The sequence below is a fragment of the Rhizobium sp. FY34 genome, assembly GCF_005222845.1.
GTDB lineage: Bacteria > Pseudomonadota > Alphaproteobacteria > Rhizobiales > Rhizobiaceae > Neorhizobium.
On the sequence record NZ_STFZ01000018.1, the window covers coordinates 428,393 to 447,593 of the forward strand.

Here is a 19,201-nt window from a genome sequence, read left to right on the forward strand (position 1 = left end):
CTCTGCGACATGGATATCACTTCCATATGACGGCTTTGCGCCTGTCCTTGCGCCAGCGCAAGGCGGGCGGTCTTTTTGTCAATTGCTGCAGGCGCGCAATTGCCGCTCATAGCGGTCTGCAATGCCAGCCGAGCGCTGGGCGGCACCGCGAATGGCGGAGGTGAACTGCCCGCGCTCATAGCCCGCATGGCCGGCATAATAGGCGAGATAGAGGCGATAGCCGTCGTTCAGGGCAATGCCGTTCCGCTTGTTGCTCTTGCTGTGATACCAGGCGACGAAATGAATGGCGTCGCCGAAATCGGTCCGGCTTGCCGCCCAACGGCCTGTCTCGCGCTGGTAGACGGCCCAGGTGCCATCCAGCGCCTGTGCGTAACCATAGGCCGACGAGCGGCGCTTCCAGGGGATGAAGCCCAAGAGCTTGGTGCGTGGCGGCTTGGCATAGGCGCGGAAACCGGATTCGGTATAGATCGTCGCCATCAGCACCGGCACGGGGACGCCATATTCGCGCGATGCGTGTCTTGCCTCGCGTGCCCAGTTGTTGAAGAGCCCGTCACGCTGCGCAAAGATGGCGCAAGCATTGTCGATCCTGCTCGGTGCTGTTCCGCAACCGGCAAGAACCAGAAGGGCGATGAAAAACGCAATACGCATCGCTTAACCTCTTGTTCCAAGAGATTAATAGGCCGTAAAGTTTAATTAAAGGTTGAGAGATGTCCGAGGTTTTCCGGCACGCGCCGCCCTTGGCAAACAGGCATGGCATTTGGCGGCCGTCCTCGACGGCAAAGCCCTTCGCCGCCATCTTCGAGGCAAAGGAGATATGCCATGAGTTCCGAAGCAACGGTGCTTCCCGTGCCAATCGACGAGGACACCAAGCGCCGGGCGACGGATGCGCTTGGTGCAGTCGGTCTGTCCCTGCCGCAGGCCGTGCGCATGTTCCTCGATCGTGTGGTTGAGGAGAATGGCTATCCGGCTGCGCTGACCATCCCGAATACGCGCACATTGGAGGCTATGGCAGAAGCCAGGGCGATCGTTAGCGAGCGCAGAGCCCGTTTCAATTCGGCAGAGGCGCTCTTGTCGAGCCTTGAAAAGAGTAGCGGGCGATAAGCGGTCACGACTGTCCCGCACCCTGGATTATACGCGATCCTTCCTCAAAGACTGGGAGACGCAATCGCGGTCCGGTCGATACGACATTGCAAGGGCGAAGGAGGTCATGCTTCTTCTGATCGCTGCCGACGCGCCACTCGGTCCCGAATGGCTGGACCATCCTTTGAAGGGTGAGTGGCAGGGATTTCGCGAATGCCATATTGGCCCAGTCGGCTCGAACGTGGGATTTTGGCCAACTTGACGAACAAAAGCAGAATATGGACTTTGATGGTCGAGGGAGCCTGTGTTTTGCGTCGCAAATATCAGGCGCAAAATCGAAATTTTAGTCGGGATTTTCGCGAGTGCATAGAAGAGCGATCATTGATGGGCTATGATTTGTTTTCTAGGTCAATCTAACCCGAGGAAGCCATGGAATTAATGTCTGTTGCCATCTTTGCCGGGGCCCTGCTTCTGAATGCGGGAACTCCAGGCCCGAGCATCGCCGCTCTGGTATCGCGTGTGATGACCAGCGGTTGGCGCGACGTTATTCCGTTCGTCGCTGCCATGTGGATTGGCGAGGTGATCTGGCTCACGATGGCGATGGCTGGCCTCACCGCGCTGGCGCAGACATTTCAGTTCGGTTTTCATCTCCTGAAGTGGCTCGGCGTCGCCTATCTCTGCTGGCTGGCGTTCAAGATGTGGCGCATGCCGGTGGGCGAGGCTGCTGACGATCTTCCTCGACGGGCTTCGCCCTTGTCCATGTTCGGTGCGGGCATGGCGCTCACCTTGGGCAACCCGAAGATCATGGTGTTCTACCTTGCCCTTCTGCCATCCTTGATCGACCTTTCGGAGACAGGAGTTCGGGAATGGGCGATTCTCGCCGCCGTCACGCTGATGACGCTGGCCGCGATCGATCTGACCTGGACATTCCTCGCCCATAAGGCGCGGCTTCTGTTGCGAACCCCTCGTGCCACACGGATTGCCAACCGGATTGGAGCCGTCGCTCTGGGCGGGGCCGCGGCCGCTATCGCGACACGAAATTAATGATCGAGATTAGAGAAGCCAATCCTGAGGACTTGCCTGTCGTTCACTCGATCACGCAAAAGGCTTATGCGGTCTGGCTACCCGTTTTAGGCTATCCGCCCCAGCCCATGACAGACGATCACGGCCCCCGCATCGAACGCGGCGACGTTCTGCTGGCTTGCGAGGGTGAATCGGTGCTCGGGCTTGTCGCTATTGAGCGGGGTGATGACCATCATCTGATTTTCAGTGTGGCTGTTCATCCGGACAACGCAGGAAAAGGCATCGGACCTAGTCTGATCGCAGAGGCGGAACATCGCGCTCGCCTTGCTGGTAAAGCCCTCATGACGCTCTACACCAATGCGCTTATGAATAGGAATATCGCCCTATACCAGAAGCTCGGATACCGTGAAACTGGACGTCGCCCGAATACGGCTAGGCCGGGTTTTACTATCGTAGATATGGAAAAGGCGCTCATAGACTCTTCCAACCGCTAATGGTTTATAGCCAATTGTTGCGAAAATCCTGACTTTTCAGCGTGTCAGCTGCTCGCTGAAATCATTTGAGAATTTTTGTTGCAAAAGTCGGTCGCAAAACTGAGTGAATTGTAGGGGGCTTTTGCGAAAGTGTTTCGCCTAATGTAACCTTTGGGCGTACCTAACAGTGACAGTTGAATGTGACGTTCCCCTTCCGTCACAATAGGGTGGCGTTTTGCAATACTGCGACAAGCGGACGCGGAAGCCACTCTAAGGCTACAGTTTCCTCGTTTGTTCTTCGAGTTGGCCAGAATAACAGCTTCGCGCCGACCGGGCCATATTGGCGGGAATGTCCTGCTGATCTAACAGATTTCGGTCACCGGAAAAACGGAAGCGGTCGTGTTCACGCGCATGGGGACACATTCTGATCTCTTCGATCATTGAAACGCGTCATCAGACTATGGCTCAAAACCGCTCCATCTCGTCACGGACCTTGTCGAGAAAGGCCGCGCGGGTTTCCGGCGTGCAATTGTTCATGTCGTAATGGGCAAGAAAGCGCACCGGTGCGCCAATCTTGATCTGCGCCCGGATGACCCGTTTGATGATCTTTTTCGGCGGATTTCCCACCAGAAAGGCGCGCATCGGCGTGCCGCCATAGGTCATGACGGCGGCCAGCTTGCGGATATGGCGAAGCGTCGGCGTCAGCTTTCCATCCTCCAGCGCAAAGGACACGCCGGGCAGCCAGACGCGGTCGATATAGCCCTTCAGCATGGCGGGAAAGCCGAAATTCCACACCGGCGTGCAGATGACGAGGCCTTCCGCCTGTTTCAGCCGCGCCACATAGTCTTCAACGCCGGCCATGTTGTCTGGATAGTCGTGATAGATGCGCCGGCCGTGGGCCGAGAGCACCGGATCAAAGCCTTCCGCATAAAGATCGCAGGCATCCACCGTATGGCCGGCCTGTTCCAGGCTTTCGCAGGTCTGGCGAAACAGGGCCTTGCCATAGCTTTCTTCCACGGGATGGGAATGCAGAACGAGAACGCGCATTTGAAAAGGCTCCAAATTTGCCCGCAAGGCTTTGCTGGCCTTCAGGGGGCATAGTCAAAACGTCCGCGCCGTTTGTCCCAGCACCCGTGCCCTTCGCCGCCAGGCCGAGGGAGAGAGGGTGCCATGTCTCGTGTGACATGTGCCGGATTTGAAGTTCCGGCCGGGAGTACCTTCGGAATGAGTGATGTGGCGGTTTTTTCTTGGTTCTGATCTTTCTGTGTCCGGCAGGGCAGAGGGGGGTAAACCGATGCGCAACTTTAGCGCAATCCTATTCCCCCGCTTCGGCAAAGGCCTGCAGGCCGGGAAACAGGTAGTTCTTGCCGGCCTTGAAATCGAAATCGGGATTGTCCCAGGCGATCATCTTGCCGGGATTGAGCAGGCCCTTCGGATCGGTTTCCTTCTTGAAGGACAGTTGCACCTCGTCGGTCTGCTTCATGCCGCCTTCTTCCAGCGTATAGCGGTGCGGATTGAAGATCGGGCAGCCATTGTCCTCATGGATGCGGATGATTTCCTCCAGTCGCTCTTTCGTCGTGTAGCGCACCAGCGGCAGGCCGGAGCATTGCATGCGGCCATCGAACTTGATGAATTCGAGATGGCCGGGCACTTCATCGCCAAAGATTTCCACCATCTTGCCGACCTTTTCCACATGGTCGGGGCCTGGATATTGCACCTGCAAATAGGTGAAGGACGGATCGACCTTCAGGGCGCGCAGCGTCGTGTGGTTCCAGGCCAGTTCATAGGCATGCGGAATGCCCTTCATGCTCTCCACCTTGTCGGAGCGGAACAGGATTTCGCCCTTCATCCGCTGGGTCAGTGCCAGAAGGGGTTCGATGGAATGCGGCGCCACCATCAGGACGACGATCGACTGGCCGCGATGGCGGATAAACGGCTTGTGGCGCGGAAAGAAATCATAAGGAATCGGCGCGGCAATCGGCGCGACTTCCTTCAAAAGCAGGCCGTTCTTGTGGGCCAGCGCATCCGAGAGCCGCACCGCATCCATGAAATCATCATAGCCGACCAGCACATCCACCCAGTCATAGGCAGGCGCCAGCGGCATTTCGACCTCGGTAATGATGCCATTGGTGCCATAGGCATGGCTGACCTTCTGCAGGTCCCAAGCGGTCAGGTCGAGCACGCGCGGTTCGGCTTCCATCGTCACGACGCGCAGCCGCAGGATATTGCCCAGATCGCGAAGCCCACCCCAGTGGATGGAGCCGACGCCGCCGGAACCGCCGGCAATGAAGCCGCCAATGGTGGCAGACTGGGCGGTTGACGGATGAAAGCGCAGTTCCTGGCCGGAATGCGCCTTGGTCTGCCGGTCAAGCTCGGCAATCACGATGCCGGGCTCGCAGATGACGCGGCCGGGATGGATTTCCTTGACCTTGTTCATGTTGATGAGGTTGAGCACGATGCCGCCCGATAGCGGCATGGCCTGGCCGTAATTGCCGGTGCCGGCACCACGGGGCGTCACCGGCACGCCATGCGCATAGGCCACTTTCAGCGTGCGGATCACCTCTTCCTCTGAGGTCGGCGAGACGATGAGGTCTGCCGTCACATGGTCGAGTTCGGCCTTGAGTATGGGCGAATACCAGTAGAAATCGCGGCTTTTCTGGCGCACCAGCGCCGGATTATCCTCCACCGCAATGCCTTCGAGGTCTTTCTTGATCTGTGCGTAATCAGCCATTGGATCGATCCAGGATTGGGTCAAGGTCACGGTAATCCGGCAGGCGGCGGTCGATGCCCATGCCATTCCGCACCACGATGCGGTCCGCCTGCGGACGGGAAAGGAATTCGCTCCAGCGCCGTGCGGAAAACAGCACGAGATCGGCGGGCGCGCCGGCTTTGATGCGGCCGATATCCGGTCGGCCCAGAATATCGGCGGGCGTTACCGTCATCACGCGGGCAGCGTCATCCAGCGGATGGTCGAGATGCAGGATGCGCACAGCCTCGCGAAACACTTCGACACCATCCAGATCGCCATAGGCATAGAAGGGATCGCGGGTATTGTCGGAGGACACAGCAGTCGGCACGCCGGCGGCGGCCAGTTCATGAAACAGGGTAACGCCGCGCTGGCGCGGTGTGCGGCCGGACTGGCGATCCTGCAGATACATGTTGCACATGGGCAGCGAGACGACGGAAAGACCGGCCTTTGCCACAAGCTCTACGGTGCGTTTGGCGACGTCCTCGTCCTGGCGGGCGAGTGAGCAGCAATGGCCGACGGTGACGGCGCCTTCAAAACCGTTGCGGATCTTGGCGTCCGCAATCAGCTTCAGCGTCAGCACGTCGCGGTCCTGCGTCTCGTCCACATGCAGGTCGATGTCGAGGCCCTTGTCGCTGGCTGCACGAAACAGCATGTCGAGCTTCTGTTCGAGTTCCGGCATGGGATAGGTCACGCCGCCCAGAATGCCGCCATGCGCCACGATCACCTCGAGCAGATCCTTAAAGAAGGCTGCATCATTCAGCTGGTCGAAGCCGAAAAGCGCTGCGGCCTGCAATTCGATCCGGCCGGCCCAGGCCGCGCGAAGCTCCGAAAACACCTCGAACGAGATACGGTGCTGCGGTGCGATGCTGTCGAGATGGGTGCGGATCAGCTTGGTGCCATGCGCATAGGCCGTTTTCAGCGAAAACTCCATGCGGGCGCGCACATCCTCGGCATTCCAGTTGGCCATACGGTCGGCGCCGACATTTTCGAGCGCGCCTGTGAATGTGCCATCCGGATTGCGGCGGCGGTCCCAGATATGGCCCTTGTCGAGATGGGTGTGCATATCGACAAAGCAGGGCCAGACCATGCCCTGGCGCAGATCGGCGCGGGGAAGGGCAGCCGGCGCGGTACCTGGCGCCAGAATGGCATCGATCCGGCCATCGGAAATCACAAGATCGGCTGAGACCAAACCTTCCTGGGAGGGCGCTGAAAAGCCTTCCACGGTGATGGCGGGAAGCGTTGCATTGGCCAGCACATAATGCGGGGCCTTGGGCAAATCGCAGAAACTCATCAGTTTTCTCTCCTTATGCTGCTTTCGTGCCAGCGATGCAGGCTGAGCCAGGCGATGAAGGAGGTGATGCCGAAAATCACCACGCCGAGGGCCGATAGAAGAATGAGGGCGGCAAACAGGCGCGGGATGTTGAGGCGGTACTGGGCTTCGAGCAGGCGGAAGGCAAGGCCGGAACCGGCGCCTGCCGAGCCCGCGGCAAATTCGGCCACCACGGCGGCAATCAGCGACAGGCCGCCACCGATCTTCAGGCCGGTCATGAAATAGGGAAGCGAGGCGGGAAGCTTCAGATAAAGGAGCGTCTGGAGCCGTGATGCGCCATAAAGATCAAACAGGTTCAACAGGTTATGATCAACGCTCTTTAGCCCCTGCACCATGTTGGAGAGAATCGGGAAGAAGGCGACGAGGAAGGCGCAGATGAGAAGCGCCACCTGCGTGGAGGGCGCATAGATGAGGATCAACGGCGCGACAGCCACGATGGGTGTCACCTGCAGAATGACGGCGATGGGATAAAAGGCCGTCTCGATCCATTTCGACTGGACGAGAAAGACGGCCATGCCGACGCCGCCAAGAAGCGCCAGCGCCAGCGCCGACAGCGTGATCTTGGTGGTGACCCAAAGCGCCGGTGCCAGCGTGCCCCAGTCCTTCACCAGCGAGACACCGACAGCGCTCGGTCCCGGCAGGATATATTGCGGCACGCCGCTGGCCGTCACCAGAACCTGCCAGAGAAGGATGAGGCAGACCACCACGCTGATCGGGATGAGCACGCGCAGCATGGTTTCACGGTGGCGGCGGATCAGGTTTGCATCAAGGGCCGCTGTCATCAATGCATCTCCAGGCCGTTTGCAAGCGGAAACCCTATGGCCTCCAATAGGGATTGCGAGACTTTTTCGCAGGTGGCGCGATATTCTTCCGAGGTGCGGTAAAGCGGGCCGCGCTCCAGGCTGGTGACCAGCGGGAAGTCCGCATGTACCCCGCCTGGCCGCGCCCTCATCACCACGATGCGGTTGGACAGATAGGCGCTTTCATATACCGAATGGGTGACGAAGATGACGGTAATGCCCGTCTCGCGCCACAGCCGCAGCACGTCGTCATTCAGCTTCTGACGGGTGATTTCATCAAGGGCCGCAAAGGGCTCGTCCATCAGCAGAAGTTTCGGCTTGGTCACCAGCGCGCGGGCAATCGAGACGCGCATCTTCATGCCGCCCGACAGTTCGCGCGGATAGGCATCGGCGAAATCCTTCAAGCCCACCATGTCGAGGCAGGCCATGATCTCGTCGCGCGCTGCCGCTTTCGAAATGCGCCGCAGCCGCAGCGGCAGGTAGACATTGCCGAACACGGTCTGCCAGGGCATCAGCGTAGGTTCCTGGAAGACGAAGGAAATGTCGCCCTCCGGCAGGCCCTTGGAATTGATGCGCGAGGCCGGCCAGTCGATCTCGCCGGACGTCACGTCGCCCAGACCGGAGATGATGCGCAGCGCCGTCGACTTGCCGCAGCCGGATGGGCCGAGCAGGCTGACAAATTCGCCGTTTTCGACGGTCAGCGACATGTCCGATAGCGCCAGCGTGCCGCTGGAGAAACTTTTCGAGACGCCCGACATCACCACCAGCGGGCGCTTGCGGGTCTCGGTGGGTGGGGTTTCTGGGTAATGCAAATTTGTCATTCCGTTATGTGATCAAAGGGCGGCCCTTGGTAAATCTGCCGACGATACAGCGGGTGTCGTCACCCCCCTCTGTCCTGCCGGACATCTCCCCCTGACGGGGGAGATGTCTTTTGGAAAAGTCCCCTCCCAAACCCTCCCCACAAGGGGGAGGGCTTAACCCGGCATCTCGCTTTGGCGGTTGGGGCCAGGCACGTTGCCGCGGTTTCTCTCCCCCCTTGTGGGGGAGATGGCCGGCAGGCCAGAGGGGGTATCTTGCGCAGGCCGTGAGACCCGTCGGCTTACTTCTTCAGCGCCATGCCGACGCCCTTGCAGACATATTTCGTCGAATAGGCCTTCTTGTAATCAAGGTCGGCTGCCTGCACGCCGATCTGCACCATTTCCTCGAAGAATTTCTTGTAGCGCTCATCCGTGATGCAGCCGATGCCCTTGGTCAGCGCATCGCCCGATTCCAGAATGCCGTATTCCTTCATCTTGGCGATGGAATAGGCGATCTGGCCATCCGTCATTTCCGGATTGTCCTTCTTGATCAGGTCGTTGGCCTTCTTGTTGTCGCCGTAAAGGTAGGAATACCAGCCCTCGATCGAGGCATCGACGAAGCGCTGCACCACGTCCGATTTGGTGTCGACCATCTTCTGCGTGGTGGTGATCATCGTCGAATAGGGGCTGTAGCCGGCATCTGCCAGAAGGAAGACCTTTGGCGTCCAGCCGGCCTGATTGCCGATCTCATAGGGTTCTGAAGTGAGGTAGCCCTGCTGCCCCGCCTTCTTGTCGGCAATGAAGGGGGCAGGGTTGAAGGTATAGGGCTTGTACTGCTCTTCCTTGAAACCCTTGAAGTTCTTCTTCATCCATTCGAAATAGGTGACATAGCCTTCTTTGCCCATGAAAATGGTGTCGAGTTTGGCGAGGTCCTCGAATTTTTCGATGCCTGCATCGGGATGCGCCAGCAGAACCTGCGGATCCTTCTGGAACATCGAGGCGACGGAGACGAGCGGAATGCCTGCCTTGACCGCATCCATGTCGCCCAGCGGGCCGCCCATGTAGAAATCCACCTTGCCGGCAATCAGCAGCGAACGGTTGGCGGCATTCGGTCCACCCTGGACGATGGTGACCTTCAGCCCGTGCTTTTCATAGGTGCCATCGGCGACGGCCTGGTAGAAGCCGCCATGTTCGGCCTGGGCAAGCCAGTTGGTGCCATAGGAGACTTCATCAAGCGCCAGGGCAGGGCCGGCCAGCGCAAGGCCCGCGCCAATGGCCATGGAGGCCAGATATGTCTTGGTGTAGTAAAGCGTATCCATCTGATTGTTCCCCTGTTCCACCTCTGGGAGCCTTGTGGCGGGTCTCCCTTGCCTGCATTTCAGCCATTGCATTTGCGCTTTGAAAAGCATCAAAATTCGCACGGATTGATGCCTTTCCGGCATCGGTTGGTGTATGCTTGCACAAATTGTGCGTCACGATGAAAAATTAAGCAACAGGTTGCCGATGCTGCATTCGCGAAAACTCCAGTACATTGACGAGATTGCCCGTTGCGGATCGATCCGCAAGGCGGCGGCGCGCCTCAATGTCGCCTCCTCGGCGGTCAACCGGCAGATCCTGGCGCTGGAGGAAGAGCTGGGAGTGCCGATCTTCGAGCGTCTGCCGCGCGGGCTTCGCCTGACGGCGGCGGGGGAGCTGTGCATCGAGCATATCCGCGACGTGCTGAAATCCTATGACAGGCTGGAGACGCGGGTAAAGGGGTTGAAAATGCCGCAGGTGGGCCGGGTATCGATGGTCTCGACTGTCGGCCTTGCCGCCGGTCCCCTGCCGGAAATCGTTGCGCGGTTTGTCGAGCGGCATCCGCGCATGCGCATTCAGCTGGGGATTGATGGCGCGACCACCACAACCAATCCTGTGCTGTCGGGCGAGGCGGATATCGGCATCGGCTTCAACATTCCGGCAACGCCGGGGCTTCGCACGCTGGCCACTTTCGACATTCCGATCGGCGTCGTCTTGCCGCCGACCCATCGCCTGGCGAAGGAGGCGGGGCCGGTGGATCTTGTCGAGGTCTTGCAGCAGCCGCTGGTGCTGGCGCAGAACGGCATGAGCCTGCGGGCGATGATCAATCTGATCCTGGCGCCGCTGCCGGTTTCGGTCGAGCCGGTGGTGGAGACGGGCGCGCCGGAAACGCTGCGCCATCTGGTGAAGCGCGGCACGGGCCTTACCTTTCTCAATCCGCTGGATGTGGTGGAGGAATGCCGGCGCGGCGAACTGATGTTCCGGCCGCTGTCAGACCAGTACCGGCGCCATCAGCCGATGAAGCTGTTTGCCCGCGCGCGCGCCACGCTGGATACGGCCACCAGCCTATTCATCGAGTTTCTTCTGGCGGAACTGGGCGCGCTGGTCGGCGAACTGGAAGCGAAGGGCCATGTGCCGCCGCAGCCGGCCCGCGACGCCGGCGGGCGGGATTGAATGGCTGTACCCAGGCCAATACCCCCTCTGCCTTGCCAGGCTACCGGGGTTGAGCCACGGGTCTCAACCCGTCCTTCGGACCCCCTCAAGGGGGGAGATCGAGCAGCCGATACCTCTCGTCCTTACTTTTTTGTGGAAACTGGGCCAGAGGGTTGGGACTATAAGCGGTTGCCGTTCTGCTGATCTCCCCCCTTGAGGGGGAGATGTCCGGCAGGACAGAGGGGGGTGCCGAGAGCGCAGGCGCAAGCGCAGAGGCAGCAGCTGCCTTCAAACCGTATAGAGATTGGACAGCGGATAGCGTTCCAGATCCCGCAACAGCTCGATGAAGCCGGATACCTGGTGGCGGCAGATCACCCCGCCCTTTTCGGCGGTGCCGGCGCTTGCATCGCCCACCACGCCATGCGGGTTGAGATCATGGGCGATCCAGGCAAGCGTATGCGGCGGCAGCGGCTGCAGGAAGCGCGAATGCTGTTTCATCTCCTCGGCGCGCGAGATAAAATTCTGCGCCTTGTCCATGCGCACCAGTTCCGGGCGGAAATGCAGCATCAGCGAAGTTTCCACCTCGCCGCCATGGATGCCGAAGGCCTGTTCACGGGCGCTGATCAGGCCGTCTGGATGGCCGAAGCGGCCCCATTGGGTGGCCACCACCGCCATGTTGAAGCGCACCCGCATTTCGCGTGCCACGATATTCATGATGTCGAGATTGCCGCCATGCGAATTGACCATGACGAGTTTTTTTACACCAGCTTCCGCCACTTTGCCGCCGATCGCCGTCCACATGGGGATCAGCAGTTCGGCGCCGAAGGACAGCGTGCCGGGGCCATGGATATGCTCGTTGGCCTTGCCGATTTCCTGTGTCGGAAGCACGAGAATGCCGAGATCATCCGGCCGCTGGCGCTTTAGCTCAGTCAGCATGCCATGGGCAATCGCCACATCGGTTGCCACCGGCAGATGCGGGCCGTGCTGCTCGGTGGAGGCAAGCGGCAGGATGGCGATGGTGCTGTCGGCCGAAAGACCGGCAAAATCCAGCGTGTTGAGTTCGTTCCAGTAAAACGGCTTGGCCATGGCTTTCATCTCCTGCGCTCGGTCTCTACCGGATTAGGAGATGAAAGCGGGCTGGAAAAGCGCCAAATTCCGTGCGGCTTGCTGCCTTTTTGCGTGCGCTCGCAGATCTGCGGGCCCACGCAAAGGCAACCGGCGACTGTCACCGGTCAGGCGGCGGGTTTCCAGCGTTCGGCAATGGCGATGCCACCCAGTGCCAATGCCAGCGCCAGCACATGGAAGGGATAGAGTTTTTCACCAATGACCAGAACCGAGAGCAGTGTGCCGAACACCGGCACAAGGTTGATGAACAGGCCGGCGCGATTGGCGCCGATATGACCGATGCCCTGGATATAGAGGATCTGAGCGACCAGCGAGGCAAACACACCGGTATAGAGCGCGGCCGCCCAGCCGGACGCATCCGGCCAGATGGCGGCACCGTTCTGGTATTCCCAGGCCACCAGCGGCAGCGTGCAGACAAGGGCGACAAGCGCCGGGATGGCCATCAGCGTGCGCCAGTCTACGGGCGGGCGCCACCGCAGCGCAATCGTATAGGCGGCATAGCCGATCACCGCGATGACCATCAGCGCATCACCGAAATTGACGGTGAGCGACAGCAGTGTCTTCAGGTCTCCATGCGAGACGGTCAGTGCCACGCCGATCAGCGTCAGCGTAAAGCCGAGGATCTGGGCGATCGACACGCGAATGCGAAACAGCAGGAAATTGGCAAGGAAGATCAGGAAGGGAATGCCCGACTGTTCGATCGCCACATTGATGGCGGTGGTATAGTGCACGGCCGAATAGAGCAGCACATTGAACAGCGTATAGCCCACGGCACCGAGGAAAATCATCAGCGGCAGGTGTTTCTTTGCCACCGGCCAGTCGCGTTTCAGCTGCGGCAGGGAAATGGCGAAAATGATGGCGCAGGCAAAGACCCAGCGCCACATGGTGAGCATCATCGGGCTGATATGGCCGACGGCCAGCTTGCCGACGACCGCATTGCCACCCCAGCAGAGTGTGGCGATGATGAGGAACAGGTAGGCTCTCAAATGCAAGGGTATTCTCCCGGATGGATCGGGGTTTAGAGCGTGATTCACTCTTATTGAAGCACGCTCGCACGTGCCCCCCGGACCTTGGTTGCGCCGGAAATAACGCCTCGCGCGGCAGTCTGTCACGCAAAAACCAGCGGAAAGGTCACAAACGGGTCGCTTTCCAGGAAATGACACAGTATAGATGCGCCGGTTTGAGCGGGTGTTGAGGCCTCGCGGCATAGCAGGAAAGCTTCGAAATGACCAATGTCGTGGTAATCGGTTCGCAATGGGGTGATGAAGGCAAGGGCAAGATTGTCGACTGGCTCTCTGAGCGCGCCGATATCGTTGTTCGCTTCCAGGGTGGTCATAATGCCGGCCATACGCTGGTCATCGATGGCGTGAGCTACAAGCTTTCGCTTCTGCCGTCGGGCGTCGTGCGCCCCGGCAAGATGGCTGTCATCGGCAATGGCGTCGTTGTCGATCCGCATGCGCTGATCGCTGAAATTGGCCGCCTGAAGGCGCAGAATGTCGAGGTAACGCCGGATAATCTGCGCATTGCCGAAAACGCCACGCTGATCCTGTCCCTGCACCGCGAACTGGATGGTATGCGCGAAGACGCCGCCTCCAACAGCGGCACGAAGATCGGCACCACGCGCCGCGGCATTGGCCCGGCTTACGAAGACAAGGTCGGCCGCCGCGCCATCCGTGTCATGGATCTGGCCGATCTCGATGCGCTGGAAGCCAAGGTCGAGCGTATTCTCACCCATCACAATGCACTGCGTCGCGGCTTCGGTGCGCCGGAAGTCGAGCATTCCACCATCATGGAAGAGCTGACCTCGATTGCCGATCGCGTTCTGCCCTTCATGGATTCGGTCTGGCGCCTGCTCGACAAGGAGCGCCGCAAGGGTTCGCGCATCCTGTTTGAAGGCGCGCAGGGCTCGCTGCTTGATATCGACCACGGCACCTATCCCTTCGTGACATCGTCGAACACGGTGGCCGGTCAGGCTGCCGCCGGTTCCGGCATGGGCCCCGGCTCGCTCGGTTATATCCTGGGAATCACCAAGGCCTATACGACGCGCGTTGGCGAAGGTCCGTTCCCGACTGAGTTGCATGATGAAGTTGGGCAGTTCCTTGGCGAAAAGGGTCATGAATTTGGCACAGTTACCGGGCGTAAGCGTCGGTGCGGCTGGTTCGATGCCGCACTGGTGCGCCAGTCGGTCGCCACCAATGGAATCACAGGCATTGCGCTGACCAAGCTTGATGTTCTGGACGGACTTGATGAACTGAAGATCTGCGTCGGCTATACGCTCGACGGCCAGGAAATTGACTATCTGCCCGCCGCACAAGCCGCACAGGCCCGCGTCGAGCCCATCTACATCACGCTGGAAGGCTGGAAAGAATCAACCGTCGGGGCCCGCAAATGGGCCGATCTGCCGGCTCAGGCCATCAAATACGTGCGTCAGGTCGAGGAATTGATCGGCGCGCCGGTGGCACTTCTTTCCACCAGTCCTGAGCGGGACGACACCATACTTGTGACGGACCCATTTGAAGACTAAAGTCCAGCGCTATCTACCTTTTCACTCGGCAAGGATGCCGGTGATCAAGAGAAAGTATCAATGGCTGATTTTGTAGCGGTTATTCGCCGGGCCGTGGATGGCCTGGCGAACAATACTCCCGAGATGCGTGTCCGGGTTTACGACAAGGCTCGCAGTGCCGTTCAGCGGCAGCTGGAGAATATGAAGCCGCGTCCGTCGGATGACATGCTGCGTCGTCAGCTGGACAAGCTGGAAGCGGCAATCGTGGAGGTCGAGGCGGAACATGCCGAGGCCATGCCGGCGCTTGCCGTACCGGTGGCCGCTGCATCCTTGGCGCCTGAGGTCTATGAGCCGGAGCCTCCACAGGCGCCCGAGCCTGAGCCTGTGGCCCGTGAACAACAGGTCTATGCCGAAGAGACCTATGCGGAGCCCTCGGCCGCCGTCGAGCAGGAACCGTCTGCCTATGCGGAGCCGGAGCCTTTGGCGCCCCAGCCTGCCTATGCCGCGCCCTATGATAGTGCTGAGCTGCCGGTCACGGAGGATGCGCCAGCGGTTGAGGCCGTGCCCGAGCCCGAGCCGCTCTCGGCAATCCCCGATTATGCCGAGCCGGCCGAAGAGGCGCCGCTTTATGCTGAGCCGGCCTATGAGGAGCCGCAGCCTGTTGCCGCAGCCTATGCCGAGCCGGAGTATCACAACCCGGAACCGGAACCGCAAGCAGACCGATATTCCGATGAGCCGCGCTATGCCGCGCGTGCGCCGGCGCCTGCCTGGCCGGATGCGCCGTCCACCGCGCCGGTTGTCGATGTCGATCCGTTTGCCGATGACCTGCCATCCGCTGCCTATCCGGCAGACGTCGAGCCCGAACGGCCAGCCGCTGCGGCGACCAATGCCGTGCCGGATGACTGGTTCATGGCTTCCGACGATGTCGAGCGCGTCACCCATGATCCTGTGCATTTCAGCGAAAGCCTGAGACGCACGCAGGAACTGCAGCCGGAATTGCCCTCTGCCGGTGATTGGGCCGAACCGCCACAGACATCGACCGCATCCAGCGTTTCCTCCCATGACGATGCGGCTGCCGATATCTTTTCGGCCCATTTCGATCACGAGCAGCATGCACCGGCGACGGCGAAAATGCCGCCCGTCGCTGATCTGCCGGAATTTCAGGCCGCACCGCCTGCCGCCCGCCCGTCTTCCTTTGCCGCAGACGATGACCTTTTGGCCGAATTCCTGAAGCCCAGCCAGGCAGCACAGCAGGTGGCCCCGCCGCCGGCGGCGGCTGCCGATCCGTGGAACGATCTGGAAGAGCTGATCGGCTATGACCGCAATGCGGCCACCGCTGCCGGCTCTGGTGCAGCCGTTCTGGCGGCCGGTGCTGCGGCGAATGTGCCGGGCGATGCGGCCGCTCAGGCTTCGCGCCTGCCGGAAGACGAACTTGACGATCTTATGGCAGCGGCAACGCCTTCCTATCGTGTCGCCCCCAAGCCGAAGCGTAATTACGGTGTTCTTCTGCTGGCTCTGGTGGGCGTTGCGCTGCTGGGTGGTGGTGGCTATGCCATCTGGATGAACCGCGACGCGCTGGACGATGTGATCGGTGATGTGGCCGGATCTTCGGCACCGCAGACCACGGCGCCTGCAACGTCTGCGGTGACACCTGCGGGCATGCAACCGGCCGCAGGCGCGGCAGGTAATGCGCAGGCTCCGGCTGGGACCTCGACACCGGCCACGCCGGCTGCCGGGTCTTCCAAGTTTACCCAGAGACTGCTTGCCAATGGCAGTGAAGTGGATGAGGGCGCCGGTGGTCCGCAGGTTGCAGGTACCGGCCAGTCGGTCGCTCAATTGAATGTGCCGGGTGACATGAGCCAGGCGCCGGCCCAGGGTCAGGCTCCGGCACAGGCCGGCACGCCCGCCATGGGTGCTGCACCGGGAACGGCGCCGGCAGCGCCTGCCGCCAATCCGGCAGCAACGGCTGCTGTGACCGGTGAAAAGATCTTCCTTTACGAGGAACGCATCGGCCAGTCTTCACCGGCTGCCGTCGAAGGTTCCGTATCCTGGTCTCTGCAGAACGAAGCAGGCGCTAATGGCCGTGCCGAACCCGTTGTTCAGGGCCGCATCAGCGTTCCCGACCGTGGCCTGACGGCGCTGATCACTTTCAAGCGCAACAGCGATGCCTCGCTTCCGGCCAGCCATCTGGTGGAATTCGTCTTCTCGCTGCCGCCCGGCTTTGAAGGCGGCGCCATCGACAGTGTGCAGCGGATTTCGCTGAAGCAGACCGAACAGGATCGCGGCGATGCGCTGATTGCAGTGCCGGCCAAGATCACCCCGGATTTCCACATGATCGCGCTCAATGATTTCCCCGATGCGCGCTCGCGCAACATGGAACTCCTGAAGGGCCGCAACTGGATCGACGTGCCGCTGGTCTACACGACCGGTCGCCGGGCGCTGTTGACGCTGCAAAAGGGCCAGGCGGGTGCCAAGGCCTTCAACGATGCCATCACCCAATGGGCGGCGCTTCCGCCGACGCCCGGCCAGTAATCGGCCAGGCCTTTGTCTGAAACCGATCCGCCGGAGGTCATCCGGCGGATTTTTCATATCAAGCAAACATGCATGTCATGCTCCTGCCATGGTGAGCGGCGTTTCTGGCACCAAGCATTCAAAGCCGCAGGAGCTTTCGGCATGACGCAAGGGATCAGTCACATCACCCTCATCGTCCGCGACCTTGACCGCATGGAAGAGATCCTGGTCGCGGTGCTGGGCGCACAAAAAATCTATGACAGCGGCGAGGATACATTTTCGCTGTCTAGGGAGCGCTTCTTCCTGGTGGGTGACAAGCAACCGGTCTGGTTTGCCATCATGGAAGGCGAGCGGCTGCCGTTTCGCAGCTATAACCATATCGCCTTCAAAATCGACGAAGCGGAGATCGGTCCCTGCCTGAATGCCATCGAGAGGCTGGGTCTTGACCTGCGCGACGGGCGTTCGCGGGTATCGGGCGAGGGGCAGTCGATCTACTTCTACGACGACGACAACCATATGTTCGAACTGCATACCGGCACGCTGGAAGACCGTCTGAAACGCTATGCCGAGGGGCTAGGTCGCAAGACGGTATAGACCGGGGCGAGCCCCGACAGAAAGACGAATGGCCGGCGGCCGGAAGGAATGCACCATGGGTGATGCGCGTGCCGATGACGCCATACGGATGATCGATATCCGCAAGACCTTCGGGCGAGGGGGAGCCGGTGTGCGGGCGCTGGATGGGCTCAGCCTCAGCATTCCGCGCGGCATGGTCTATGGGCTGCTGGGCCCGAACGGTGCGGGCAAGAGCACGCTATTGCGCATCATTGCAGGGCTCATCCGTCCAGATAGCGGGCATGTCGAGCTGTTCGGCGCCCCGGCCGGTCCTCTGTCACGTCAAAGCTTCGGCATGCTGATCGAGGCGCCGGCCTTCTATCCGTTTCTGACGGCGCGCGAGCATCTGGACATGCTGGCACGCCTGTCGGCAGCACCTCTGTCCGTCGATGCGGTGCTGCGTCGGGTGGGGCTTTTCGATGCGGCCAACAAGAAGGTTTCCGGCTATTCGCTGGGCATGAAGCAGCGTCTCGGTATCGGCTGTACGCTGATCGGCCAGCCGCAGGCCCTGGTGCTGGACGAACCTACCAATGGGCTTGATCCGGAAGGCATTCTGGAAATGCGTTCACTGATCCGCGATCTTGCGGTGCGCGACGGCATGACTGTGCTGCTTTCCAGCCATATGCTGGATGAGGTGGAGCGTATCTGCCACCGGGTGGCCATTCTGCGCCATGGGCAATTGGCGGCGGAAGGGGCTGTGGCCGATCTGTTGGATCGAAAGGGGCGTTTCTGGCTGAAGGTCGATCACCCCGATCAACTGCTCTCCAGACTGGGCGAGGGGGCAGAGCCCGGTGAAGGCGGCATCTTTATCACGATGGAACAGTCGAACGTCCCGGATCTCATTCATTCGCTGGTGACCGGCGGCGTGCGGATCCATGAGGCGAAATGGGTGAAGCCGGATCTCGAATCAGTGTTCCTGTCGCAGACACGGGAGATGGAAGAATGAGAGCGCTGTTTTTCGCCGAATTGCAGAAGCTGTCCCGCCAGCCTGCCGTGCTGTTCTGGGGTTTTCTTTCCGTGCCGCTGATGGCGGTTCTGTTTCGCCTATCGCTGGATGGGCTCGTCTATCTGCGCACCGGCCAGATGACACGCGGCGAGGTGGATCTGCTTCTGTCGTCCGCCAGGCTTTTCGGTGTGTCGGGCAATTCCGTTGGCCATCTTTTCTATGCGATCGGCCTCTCCTCGGTTGTCTTTGCCGAATATCGCTTTGCCACATGGCGGCTGCTGGTGCCGCGCGCCAGCCGGAGCCAGCTGCTTGCGGCGAAATATCTGGCCTGCCTGACCTGCCTTGCCATCGGCCTGCTGCTGGCGCTTACCGCCAATGGTTTTGTCAGCCTCGTCCAGTCGCTGATGCAGGGTGAAGGCCTGTCGCTCTTGTCGATCCGTCCGGGCAGCCTTGCCGTGTTTGCCGGCGCCCTTAGCATTGCCATGCTGGAACTTGCGGTTTTGACCTCCTTGGTTTTTCTGCTCACCATTCTCAGCCGCTCGATGTTTGCCGCCGTCATTCCGGTCTTTCTGCTGGCGATCGGCGCATCCATCCTGCAAGTCTATCTCGGCCCGACGCGCGAGCTGATCCCACTGCCGTCGCTGGTCGCCGATGCTGCGCGCGACTGGTTGTTTTCCGGCGCTGCCCCGGAGCGGGCGCTGATGGGGCTTGCCATCCTGACGGCCTGGCTTGTTGCGGCCACCGGCGCTGGGCTCCTTGCCTTCACCCGCCAGCAATTGTCTGCCGAGTAACAAAAAAAGCCGC

At 60.5% G+C, this 19,201-nt stretch carries 19 protein-coding genes; 10 read left to right on the forward strand and 9 right to left on the reverse strand.

Features of this window, described 5'->3' with window-relative positions:
* Positions 1–78: 78 nt before the first annotated feature.
* The gene (locus tag E8M77_RS16310; RefSeq protein WP_137131675.1) at positions 79–648 is read right to left on the reverse strand and encodes a transglycosylase SLT domain-containing protein; all 570 of its coding nucleotides are present in this window, start codon (positions 646–648) and stop codon (positions 79–81) included.
* Between the two features lie 171 nt (positions 649–819).
* Here E8M77_RS16310 and E8M77_RS16315 point away from each other — a divergent pair, with 171 nt between their 5' ends.
* The 4 genes from E8M77_RS16315 (at position 820) to E8M77_RS16330 (ending at position 2,597) form a co-directional block, all read left to right on the forward strand.
* On the forward strand, positions 820–1,101 hold the full coding sequence (locus tag E8M77_RS16315) for a type II toxin-antitoxin system RelB/DinJ family antitoxin (protein ID WP_205910493.1): 282 nt from the start codon (positions 820–822) through the stop codon (positions 1,099–1,101).
* Positions 1,079–1,342: a type II toxin-antitoxin system YafQ family toxin gene (locus E8M77_RS24475; RefSeq protein ID WP_205910494.1), complete on the forward strand. Its 264-nt coding sequence runs from the start codon at positions 1,079–1,081 to the stop codon at positions 1,340–1,342. Before E8M77_RS16315 ends, E8M77_RS24475 begins: the two co-directional genes overlap by 23 nt.
* Before the next feature lie 167 nt (positions 1,343–1,509).
* Complete coding sequence (locus E8M77_RS16325) at positions 1,510–2,124, forward strand: LysE family translocator (RefSeq protein ID WP_137131676.1); 615 nt, start codon at positions 1,510–1,512, stop codon at positions 2,122–2,124.
* On the forward strand, positions 2,124–2,597 hold the full coding sequence (locus tag E8M77_RS16330; RefSeq protein ID WP_246659289.1) for a GNAT family N-acetyltransferase: 474 nt from the start codon (positions 2,124–2,126) through the stop codon (positions 2,595–2,597). Before E8M77_RS16325 ends, E8M77_RS16330 begins: the two co-directional genes overlap by 1 nt.
* 444 nt (positions 2,598–3,041) lie before the next feature.
* Here the strand turns inward: E8M77_RS16330 and E8M77_RS16335 are convergent, their stop codons facing one another.
* From E8M77_RS16335 to E8M77_RS16360, 6 genes are all read right to left on the reverse strand, one after another.
* Entirely contained in the window at positions 3,042–3,623 is a 582-nt protein-coding gene (locus E8M77_RS16335) for an NAD(P)H-dependent oxidoreductase (RefSeq protein ID WP_137131677.1), read from the reverse strand.
* Between the two features lie 268 nt (positions 3,624–3,891).
* Complete coding sequence (locus E8M77_RS16340; protein ID WP_137131678.1) at positions 3,892–5,307, reverse strand: FAD-binding oxidoreductase; 1,416 nt, start codon at positions 5,305–5,307, stop codon at positions 3,892–3,894.
* Positions 5,300–6,616, reverse strand: a complete 1,317-nt coding sequence (locus E8M77_RS16345) for a cytosine deaminase (protein WP_137131679.1) — start codon at positions 6,614–6,616, stop codon at positions 5,300–5,302. Before E8M77_RS16345 ends, E8M77_RS16340 begins: the two co-directional genes overlap by 8 nt.
* A complete protein-coding gene (locus E8M77_RS16350; RefSeq protein WP_137131680.1) occupies positions 6,616–7,437 on the reverse strand; it encodes an ABC transporter permease in 822 nt (273 codons plus the stop codon). The genes E8M77_RS16345 and E8M77_RS16350 overlap by 1 nt, the downstream gene beginning before the upstream one ends.
* Positions 7,437–8,213, reverse strand: a complete 777-nt coding sequence (locus E8M77_RS16355; protein ID WP_246659300.1) for an ABC transporter ATP-binding protein — start codon at positions 8,211–8,213, stop codon at positions 7,437–7,439. Before E8M77_RS16355 ends, E8M77_RS16350 begins: the two co-directional genes overlap by 1 nt.
* 341 nt (positions 8,214–8,554) lie before the next feature.
* Positions 8,555–9,571 (reverse strand): ABC transporter substrate-binding protein, encoded by a 1,017-nt coding sequence (locus E8M77_RS16360; protein WP_137131682.1) that lies wholly within the window; start codon positions 9,569–9,571, stop codon positions 8,555–8,557.
* Between the two features lie 184 nt (positions 9,572–9,755).
* Here E8M77_RS16360 and E8M77_RS16365 point away from each other — a divergent pair, with 184 nt between their 5' ends.
* Entirely contained in the window at positions 9,756–10,721 is a 966-nt protein-coding gene (locus E8M77_RS16365; protein ID WP_137131683.1) for a LysR family transcriptional regulator, read from the forward strand.
* A gap of 267 nt (positions 10,722–10,988) precedes the next feature.
* Here the strand turns inward: E8M77_RS16365 and E8M77_RS16370 are convergent, their stop codons facing one another.
* Positions 10,989–11,786, reverse strand: a complete 798-nt coding sequence (locus tag E8M77_RS16370) for a creatininase family protein (RefSeq protein ID WP_137131684.1) — start codon at positions 11,784–11,786, stop codon at positions 10,989–10,991.
* A gap of 146 nt (positions 11,787–11,932) precedes the next feature.
* Entirely contained in the window at positions 11,933–12,817 is an 885-nt protein-coding gene (locus tag E8M77_RS16375) for a DMT family transporter (RefSeq protein ID WP_137131685.1), read from the reverse strand.
* Positions 12,818–13,050: 233 nt separating this feature from the next.
* Here E8M77_RS16375 and E8M77_RS16380 point away from each other — a divergent pair, with 233 nt between their 5' ends.
* The 5 genes from E8M77_RS16380 (at position 13,051) to E8M77_RS16400 (ending at position 19,188) form a co-directional block, all read left to right on the forward strand.
* Positions 13,051–14,349, forward strand: a complete 1,299-nt coding sequence (locus E8M77_RS16380; protein ID WP_137131686.1) for an adenylosuccinate synthase — start codon at positions 13,051–13,053, stop codon at positions 14,347–14,349.
* A gap of 60 nt (positions 14,350–14,409) precedes the next feature.
* Positions 14,410–16,860, forward strand: coding sequence for a hypothetical protein (locus E8M77_RS16385; RefSeq protein WP_137131687.1), 2,451 nt, complete (start codon positions 14,410–14,412; stop codon positions 16,858–16,860).
* A gap of 141 nt (positions 16,861–17,001) precedes the next feature.
* A complete protein-coding gene (gene fosX / locus E8M77_RS16390) occupies positions 17,002–17,433 on the forward strand; it encodes a FosX/FosE/FosI family fosfomycin resistance hydrolase (protein ID WP_137131688.1) in 432 nt (143 codons plus the stop codon).
* Between the two features lie 55 nt (positions 17,434–17,488).
* On the forward strand, positions 17,489–18,397 hold the full coding sequence (locus E8M77_RS16395; RefSeq protein ID WP_137131689.1) for an ABC transporter ATP-binding protein: 909 nt from the start codon (positions 17,489–17,491) through the stop codon (positions 18,395–18,397).
* A complete protein-coding gene (locus E8M77_RS16400) occupies positions 18,394–19,188 on the forward strand; it encodes a hypothetical protein (RefSeq protein ID WP_137131690.1) in 795 nt (264 codons plus the stop codon). Before E8M77_RS16395 ends, E8M77_RS16400 begins: the two co-directional genes overlap by 4 nt.
* Positions 19,189–19,201: the final 13 nt, after the last annotated feature.

What these genes read in the sequence shown, in the direction of transcription:
- E8M77_RS16310 (WP_137131675.1), bottom strand. Translation starts at nt 648, where the DNA reads ATGCGTATTGCGTTTTTCATCGCCCTTCTGGTTCTTGCCGGTTGCGGA.
- E8M77_RS16315 (WP_205910493.1), top strand. Translation starts at nt 820, where the DNA reads ATGAGTTCCGAAGCAACGGTGCTTCCCGTGCCAATCGACGAGGACACC.
- E8M77_RS16325 (WP_137131676.1), top strand. Translation starts at nt 1,510, where the DNA reads ATGGAATTAATGTCTGTTGCCATCTTTGCCGGGGCCCTGCTTCTGAAT.
- E8M77_RS16330 (WP_246659289.1), top strand. Translation starts at nt 2,124, where the DNA reads ATGATCGAGATTAGAGAAGCCAATCCTGAGGACTTGCCTGTCGTTCAC.
- E8M77_RS16335 (WP_137131677.1), bottom strand. Translation starts at nt 3,623, where the DNA reads ATGCGCGTTCTCGTTCTGCATTCCCATCCCGTGGAAGAAAGCTATGGC.
- E8M77_RS16340 (WP_137131678.1), bottom strand. Translation starts at nt 5,307, where the DNA reads ATGGCTGATTACGCACAGATCAAGAAAGACCTCGAAGGCATTGCGGTG.
- E8M77_RS16345 (WP_137131679.1), bottom strand. Translation starts at nt 6,616, where the DNA reads ATGAGTTTCTGCGATTTGCCCAAGGCCCCGCATTATGTGCTGGCCAAT.
- E8M77_RS16350 (WP_137131680.1), bottom strand. Translation starts at nt 7,437, where the DNA reads ATGACAGCGGCCCTTGATGCAAACCTGATCCGCCGCCACCGTGAAACC.
- E8M77_RS16355 (WP_246659300.1), bottom strand. Translation starts at nt 8,213, where the DNA reads ATGTCGGGCGTCTCGAAAAGTTTCTCCAGCGGCACGCTGGCGCTATCG.
- E8M77_RS16360 (WP_137131682.1), bottom strand. Translation starts at nt 9,571, where the DNA reads ATGGATACGCTTTACTACACCAAGACATATCTGGCCTCCATGGCCATT.
- E8M77_RS16365 (WP_137131683.1), top strand. Translation starts at nt 9,756, where the DNA reads ATGCTGCATTCGCGAAAACTCCAGTACATTGACGAGATTGCCCGTTGC.
- E8M77_RS16370 (WP_137131684.1), bottom strand. Translation starts at nt 11,786, where the DNA reads ATGGCCAAGCCGTTTTACTGGAACGAACTCAACACGCTGGATTTTGCC.
- E8M77_RS16380 (WP_137131686.1), top strand. Translation starts at nt 13,051, where the DNA reads ATGACCAATGTCGTGGTAATCGGTTCGCAATGGGGTGATGAAGGCAAG.
- E8M77_RS16385 (WP_137131687.1), top strand. Translation starts at nt 14,410, where the DNA reads ATGGCTGATTTTGTAGCGGTTATTCGCCGGGCCGTGGATGGCCTGGCG.
- fosX (WP_137131688.1), top strand. Translation starts at nt 17,002, where the DNA reads ATGACGCAAGGGATCAGTCACATCACCCTCATCGTCCGCGACCTTGAC.
- E8M77_RS16395 (WP_137131689.1), top strand. Translation starts at nt 17,489, where the DNA reads ATGGGTGATGCGCGTGCCGATGACGCCATACGGATGATCGATATCCGC.
- E8M77_RS16400 (WP_137131690.1), top strand. Translation starts at nt 18,394, where the DNA reads ATGAGAGCGCTGTTTTTCGCCGAATTGCAGAAGCTGTCCCGCCAGCCT.